Annotated in this window: 3 protein-coding genes; all 3 read left to right on the forward strand. The window is 57.0% G+C overall.

Annotated features, from left to right (window positions below; translation table 11 throughout):
* Positions 1-264: hypothetical protein (locus I554_RS27460; RefSeq protein ID WP_024578287.1), on the forward strand; the 264-nt coding region annotated here is incomplete at its 5' end.
* Positions 265-279: 15 nt separating this feature from the next.
* The gene (locus I554_RS26110; protein ID WP_024578151.1) at positions 280-726 is read left to right on the forward strand and encodes a MaoC family dehydratase; all 447 of its coding nucleotides are present in this window, start codon (positions 280-282) and stop codon (positions 724-726) included.
* A gap of 115 nt (positions 727-841) precedes the next feature.
* Positions 842-1,209 (forward strand): AMP-binding protein (locus I554_RS27125; RefSeq protein WP_152528729.1); only part of this gene is annotated, 368 nt, incomplete at its 3' end.

Genomic DNA, 1,209 nt, shown 5'->3' on the forward strand with positions numbered 1-1,209 from the left:
GGCGAAAAAGGCATTGGGACATGGATCCGTACGCCGGGCGCGCGCAATCCGCAGCAGCGGATCGAAATCATCGAGCCGTTCAAGTACGGCGAAGTCATCACGACCACGGTGACCACCTCCCAGAAATTCGTTCAGCGTGGCAAGCCATACCTTCAGATGCGGCTCGATTTCCATAATGAGAAGGGGGTGCTCAAGGCCCATTGGTGGTGTTCGCTGATCCTTCCGGAAACGCAGGCCGACGTCGCCCGCTTTGCTAACGCGTGATCGAGGAGTTCATCAATGTCCAACCCGACTTTCAGCAACATCGACACCGGATACGCTTTCCCTAGCGTGGCCCAGTCCTATGCCCAATCGGCGATCGATCACTATGCGCTTGCGTCGCTCGACATGAATCCCGTTCACACCAATGAAGAGTGGGCGGCGCGCGCCCAGGTTTTCGGAATGCCTATCACCGTCGGGCACGGCATGATGACCATGTCCACTCTCGCATCGGTGGTGACGCGGGCATGGGGCGTGATTGGAAAGAACGGTGGCTCCATCCGCTACGTCGATGCCAAGTTCACCAAGCCGGTGAAGGTGGGTGAAACGGTCACCGCAACGGCTAAGGTCAAGCAGAAGCACTTCAATGGTCCCGGCAAGAACTGGGTTCAGGTGCTGGTCGAAGGCAAGGATTCCACCGGCGATCTAATTGGATTTGCCGAAGTCGGCTACAACCTTCCGGATTGATTCAGAGAACGCGGGGCCGGAATTTCCGGCCCCGCCCTGCGACGTGCTGCTTCATTGAATAAAATAATCAAACGTACGATCGTTCGAAGAATAAACGAGCGACAGGGAGAGCGCCATGCCGAGCCGTATCGGGGATGCGTTGCATTGGTTTGCGACGTACACGCCGCGGAAGACAGCCATTATATCTAGTCTGGGGTCTCAGACATACGAACAACTCTGGTCTCGGGTGCGCCGTCTGGCGAACTCTCTCTCCGGGATTGGAATCAAGCCGGGTGATCGTGTTGCGCTGCTGATGCAAAACAGCAGCCGCTATCTTGAACTTTATCAGGCGGCGGCCCTGATGGGCGTAGCTGTTGTGCCGCTCAATTTCCGCTTTGTCGCAAGCGAGATCGAATATGTCGTCAACCACTCCGGTGCGAGTGCGCTTGTGTACGACGCTGCTTTTGGTGACACCGTCAGCTCGTTACGCAGCAAGCTCCCCTC

It is taken from the genome of Afipia sp. OHSU_II-C1, from assembly GCF_000497575.1.
Lineage (GTDB): Bacteria > Pseudomonadota > Alphaproteobacteria > Rhizobiales > Xanthobacteraceae > Afipia.

What these genes read in the sequence shown, in the direction of transcription:
- I554_RS26110 (WP_024578151.1), top strand. Translation starts at nt 280, where the DNA reads ATGTCCAACCCGACTTTCAGCAACATCGACACCGGATACGCTTTCCCT.